Raw genomic sequence first — 6,002 nt, 5'->3', positions numbered from 1 at the left:
TGATACTAATACCAAACAAGATCCCACTAGAAAATTTGCAAGTTCTCCCACAAATGCAGTTTTCCCTGCTAGAAATCCATGTAGTATGTTTTTAACAAGTTCAATAATAACTCCTGCTATAGGTCCTAGTGCAAAGGCTCCTAAAAGAGCTGGTAAATCACTAATATCAATTTTTAGAAATTCAGGAAATATTGGAATTGGTAACTCAATGTACATCAAAAGAAAAGCCATAACAGATAAAAGTGAAATTTTGATAAGTTTAACAAGTTTTTCGTCTCTCATTTTTATACCCCCTAATTAAATATCTCTCCTAGGGATGGATATAATAAAAACCCCGACACGTAGCTATGTCAGGGCAAATTCACATATATCTCATCTTCTTTCATCCAGACTTTACTGTCGGCTTCGGAGTTAAACCGAATCTGCCTTACGGCTCGCGGGCTTTACCGCCGGTGGGGAAATTCGCCCCGCCCTGAAGATTATTAATTTTTTATTTTATAATTTAATTATATACATCTTAAGTTAATAAAGCAACATAATAATTACTGAGTTTTCATTGATAGTGATATTCTTTTTCTCTTCTCATCAACTTCAAGCACACTAACTTCTACTATATATCCAGTTTTAACTACATCCAATGGGTGCTTTACAAATTTATCTGATAGTTGGCTTATATGTACTAACCCATCCTGATGAACTCCAATATCAACAAAAGCTCCAAAATCAGATACATTTCTAACCGTTCCCATAAGTTGCATACCCGGTTTAAGATGGGCTATCTGAACTATGCCTGTTTTTAATATAGGTTTCGGCATATCCTCTCTAGGGTCCCTGCCCGGTTTTTTAATTTCTTTAATAATATCTCTAAGGGTTGGAACTCCTATTTCTAATTTTTCAGCTATCTCTTTAGTATTAATGTCTTTCATTCGTTCATCCATATCTTTAAAATTCAAAGATTTAAAATCTTCTTTTGAATACTTTAATAAATCCAATAACTGCTTTGTAGCATTATATGATTCTGGATGAACCGAAGTATTATCTAAAAACTCTTTACTCTCCGTAACCCTTAAAAATCCAGCACATTGCTCGTATGCCTTTGCACCTAATCTTTTAACTTTTAATAATTCTTTTCTAGCTTTAAACTTACCATTCTCTTCTCTATAGGCTACAATATTTTTAGCTATAGAAGCATTTATGCCCGAAATATGCGTTAATAGAGATGGCGTTGCAATGTTTAGATCTACACCAACTGCATTAACACAGTCTTCAACCACTCCTTTAAGAGATTCGTCAAGTTTTTTAGGTGCTATATCATGTTGGTATTGCCCAACTCCGATAGCCTTAGGGTCAATTTTCACAAGTTCAACTAATGGATCTTGAAGTCTTCTTCCTATGGAAATAGCTCCTCTAATAGATACATTTATATCTGGATATTCTTTTGACGCAAGCTCTGATGCTGAATACACTGATGCACCCGCTTCTGAAACTATAACATAGTACAACTCTTTAGAACATTCTGCTTTAAGATCTTTTATCATCCCAGCTATGATTTCTTCAGACTCCCGACTAGCAGTTCCATTCCCAAGGGATATTACTTCTACATTATGCTTAATTACTAATTCTTTAATAATATCTACAGCTTTTCCCATTGTGTCCTTGCTTCCTGCAGTAGCATATACCGTATCGGTATCTAACAGTTTACCTGTATCATCAAGTACTGCTATTTTACACCCAGTTCTAAATGCAGGGTCAAAACCAAGCACTACCTTTCCTTTTATAGGCGACTGCATTAAAAGAGCCTTTAAATTAGCTTTAAATATATCAATAGCACCAATCTCACCTTTTTCTGTTAACTGAGATCTTATTTCTCTTTCAATTGATGGAAATATAAGCCTTTTTACAGAATCCACTATGCTTTCCTCTATATACTTATCAGATTCATTATTCCCTTTTAAGCATTTGTTTTTTAAATAATCTACAATTTTTTCATTATCAACTTTAATTTTAACAGAAAGTATCTTACTATTTTCCCCTCTATTTATAGCAAGAATTCTATGTGACGGAATAGATTTAACACTTTCTTTATACTCGTAATACATTTCGTAGGGAGTAGTATCATCGCTTGCACCCTTAGTTTCTAAAATTCCTTGATTTTGAACGAGTGCCCTAATCCACTTTCGGAAATCAGCTTCATCTGAGATCATTTCACTTATAATATCTCCAGCGCCTTTTAGTGCATCTAATGCTGTGTCCACTTTTTTTTCTTCACTTATAAATTTCTCAGCATACTCATTTATATTACCTTTAAGCTCGCCGCTAAAGATAATTTCAGCAAGAGGCTTAAGTCCTTTTTCTATTGCAATAGTAGCTCTAGTCCTTTTCTTAGGCTTAAAAGGTCTATATATATCCTCTATTTCTGTCAACGTCTCACATTTTTTTATTGATAACTCAATTTCTTCTGTAAGCTTTTCTTGTTCACCGATAAGTCGAGTTACATCTGTTTTTCGTTCTTCTAAATTTCTAAGATATATAAGCCTCTCTGTGAAGTTTCTAAGTATTATATCGTCAAGTCCCCCTGTTACCTCTTTTCTGTACCTAGCAATAAAAGGGACTGTATTCCCCTCATCTAATAATTGAATTACATTTTCAGACTGCTGCTTTGTTATTCCGAATTCTTTAATCAATGTATTTTCTATATTCACCATATTATTTCGACTATTTATTTTCATGTTCCTAAATAGTCAATCCTCCTCTCATAATTTATATTCCAATATACAAAATTAGCATATTTATTCCGCTCTTATTTTTTAACCCTTTATCTTTTATTATAGCTCACACATACATTATACCCTATATATATTCAATCTTACAAATGTGACCAAAACATAAAATATATCTCTTAAGACCAGTTTAAATGGGAACTTCCTTGCACCATTGATTGCATTATACATTAGAAAACCTCAGAAACTAGTGCAAATAACCTTATGGGGTATTTAGAATGCAGCGACACTCTGCACCATCAATAATTGCTTCTGTACAATTTGACCATATAGGAGCTAATTTAAAAGCCACTATATATAATGCCTTTTCTCTAGACATTTTTGAACATATAGCCTTACCTAATATCAAATGAAAAATCTAGTAGAATATAATATATTCTACTAGATTTTTTATTTAGTGATTTATTTATTAATTTTCCTTAGATAGGCCTCAATAAAAATATCAATATCTCCATCCATTACCGCATCTACATTTCCCATCTCTGTATTAGTTCTGTGGTCCTTAACCAAATTATATGGATGGAACACATAAGATCTAATTTGACTTCCCCAGCCATTATCTTTTAAATCACCAGTTAAGTCTTCTATTTTATCTTTTTTTGCTCTTTCCTTTAAGACTAGAAGTTTTGCCATTAGCATCTTCATTGCCGTGTCTTTATTGCTAAACTGACTTCTCTCATTTTGACACTGAACAACTATTCCAGTAGGCAAATGCGTGATTCTTACTGCCGAATCAGTTTTGTTTACGTGTTGACCTCCGGCACCTCCTGATCTATAGGTATCAACCCTGAGGTCGTCGGGCTTTATCTCGATATCCTGATCTTCGGTAAGCTCTGGAAGCACTTCACATGAAGCAAAAGAAGTCTGCCTCTTGCCATTTGAATTATAAGGTGAAATTCTTACAAGCCTATGCACTCCTTTTTCGGTCTTTAAATATCCATAGGCAAACTCACCAATAATTCTTAATGTAACTGCTTTAATTCCGGCCTCATCAGATGACTGATAATCTAAAACCTCGATTTTATATCCCCTTTTTTCACACCACCTTGAGTACATCCTATAAAGCATTTCCGTCCAATCTTGAGCGTCATTTCCACCTGCACCGGTATGTAACGTTAAAGTCGCATTATTTTTGTCGTATTTTTCAGATAGCAAAATCTCTATTCTAAATCTATCAGTCTCGTGCTCCAGTTCCCTTAGTTCACTTTTTATTTCTCCTACAGAAGAATCATCCTCTTCCTCTTGGCTTAGCTGAGTTATCACTTCTAAATCTTCTACCCGGCTAATAACACCATTAAATCTATCGATCCTATCCTTAATTCCCTTAGCCTCTTTAGAAACTTCTTGTGCCCTAGAAATATCCTCCCAAAAGCTAATTTCTTGCATTGTAAACTCAAACTCCCCTAATTGCTTTTCCATTGATGCAACGTCAAAGAGACACCCTTATTTCTTCTACGTTACTCTTTAATTGAGCTAATTCAGATAATATTTGTTCCATTTGTATTATCAATTATTACACCTCTTCCATTATATTTATTACAAAGTACCTTCTAAAAAAAGGGATGAGCAAGAATTTATTGCTCATCCCTTTTATTGTCTAAAACTTAAAGTCGTTTTATATTATTACTATCCCCTGCCGCAACAGTTTTTATATTTTTTCCCTGAGCCACAATCACACTCGTCATTTCTTCCTTGTCTTGTCTGTTTTTTAGTTGGCTCTTTTTTAAGAGTGTCATCGTGATTTGTTGATGTGATTTTAGCAACCATTTCTCTTTCAGGTGCTTTCTCTATTTGCACATGAAATAAATATTTAACGGTTTCTGTCTTAATTGTTTCAATCATATCCGAAAACATGTCGCTTCCTTCCATTTGAAACGCTTGCGTTGGATCTATTTGCTTGTAAGCTCTAAGCCCAATGCCTTGCTTTAAATGTTCCATATCATCAATATGCTCCATCCACTTGCCATCTACTACCCTTAAAAGTACAACTCTTTCAATTTCTCTTATTTGTTCCTCACCAAAATGTTCTTCTTTCTGAGCATAAATCTTTTCAGCTATATCTAAAAGATTAGTTTTAATTTCTTCAATAGCTAATTTAGAAAGTTCTTCTACTGATACCATACCTTTTGGCATATATATTTCTTCAATATAACTAATAAGGTTCGTTAATTCCTCTTCAAAATTTTCTTCATTTTCGCTAAGGTGTGCATCAACTGCACCGAGAACAACCTCTTTTATCATTCCCACAATTTGTCCTTTTAAGTCATCTCCTTGAAGAACTTCTGTTCTTTGTTTATAAATTATTTCTCTTTGCTGATTCATTACATCATCATATTTAACAACATTTTTTCTAATATCAAAATTATTTCCTTCAACTTTCTTTTGAGCACCTTCTATAGCACCACTTACCATTTTACTCTCAATAGCATCCTCATCAGTTAATCCTAACTTTTCTACAACTCCTTGAAGTCTTTCAGAGCCAAAAATTCTCATTAAGTCATCCTCGAGGGATATATAAAATCTTGAGCTTCCTATGTCGCCTTGACGTCCAGAACGACCTCTAAGCTGATTGTCAATACGTCTAGATTCATGCCTTTCGGTTCCAATTATCTTAAGCCCACCAGCCGCAACAACACCTTCTTCAAGCTTGATATCCGTACCACGTCCTGCCATGTTAGTTGCAATTGTAACCATACCAAGTGCGCCAGCATGAGCTATTATTTCGGCTTCTTTTTCATGGTATTTTGCATTAAGCACTTGATGAGGAATTCCTCTTCTTTTAAGCATATCAGATATTAATTCTGATTTTTCTATGCTTACAGTACCTACAAGAACAGGCTGCTTTACCTTATAGGTTTCAGCTATATCATCTATTATAGCCTTATATTTTCCTTTTACAGTCTTATACACTAAATCCGGATGGTCAACTCTTGTAAGTGGCCTATTAGTAGGTATAACTAGTACATCTAATCCATATATCTCTCTAAACTCTTCATCCTCTGTAAGAGCTGTACCCGTCATTCCTGCCAACTTTTTGTACATTCTGAAATAATTCTGAAACGTAATAGTTGCAAGTGTTTTCGACTCTTTTTCTATTTTTACACTCTCTTTTGCTTCAATTGCCTGATGAAGTCCATCACTATATCTTCTACCTTCCATAAGCCTTCCAGTAAATTCATCCACAATGAGAACTTCTCCATCTTTTTCCATATAATCTTTATC

The 6,002-nt window shown here is 34.2% G+C and carries 4 protein-coding genes and 1 riboswitch; all 4 genes read right to left on the bottom strand.

Features of this window, described 5'->3' with window-relative positions:
• Window positions 1-282, bottom strand: a 282-nt coding sequence (locus tag ACJAX4_RS21475; protein WP_435791480.1) for an ECF transporter S component, incomplete at its 3' end; no start/stop codon positions are given.
• 88 nt (window positions 283-370) lie between these two features.
• Window positions 371-484: riboswitch (FMN riboswitch) on the bottom strand.
• Window positions 485-542: 58 nt separating this feature from the next.
• A complete protein-coding gene (locus tag ACJAX4_RS21470; protein WP_435791481.1) occupies window positions 543-2,705 on the bottom strand; it encodes a Tex family protein in 2,163 nt (720 codons plus the stop codon).
• Window positions 2,706-3,182: 477 nt separating this feature from the next.
• Window positions 3,183-4,290 (bottom strand): peptide chain release factor 2 gene (gene prfB, locus ACJAX4_RS21465; protein ID WP_435791479.1). Its coding sequence is split into 2 segments (ribosomal slippage): window positions 3,183-4,211 and window positions 4,213-4,290, totalling 1,107 coding nucleotides; the frame shifts between segments, so codons are not numbered across the junction.
• A gap of 116 nt (window positions 4,291-4,406) precedes the next feature.
• A partial coding sequence (locus ACJAX4_RS21460) for an SEC-C metal-binding domain-containing protein (protein ID WP_435791478.1) occupies window positions 4,407-6,002 on the bottom strand: 1,596 nt, incomplete at its 5' end.

It is taken from the genome of Clostridium sp. (genome assembly GCF_051278035.1).
Classification (GTDB): domain Bacteria; phylum Bacillota; class Clostridia; order Clostridiales; family Clostridiaceae; genus Clostridium_AD.
Note: the sequence above shows the minus strand (reverse complement) of the source record. Positions and strands in the feature narration are given on the sequence as shown.

Excerpts from the sequence above, each read along its gene's own strand:
- ACJAX4_RS21470 (WP_435791481.1), bottom strand. The coding sequence starts at position 2,705 with ATGGTGAATATAGAAAATACATTGATTAAAGAATTCGGAATAACAAAG.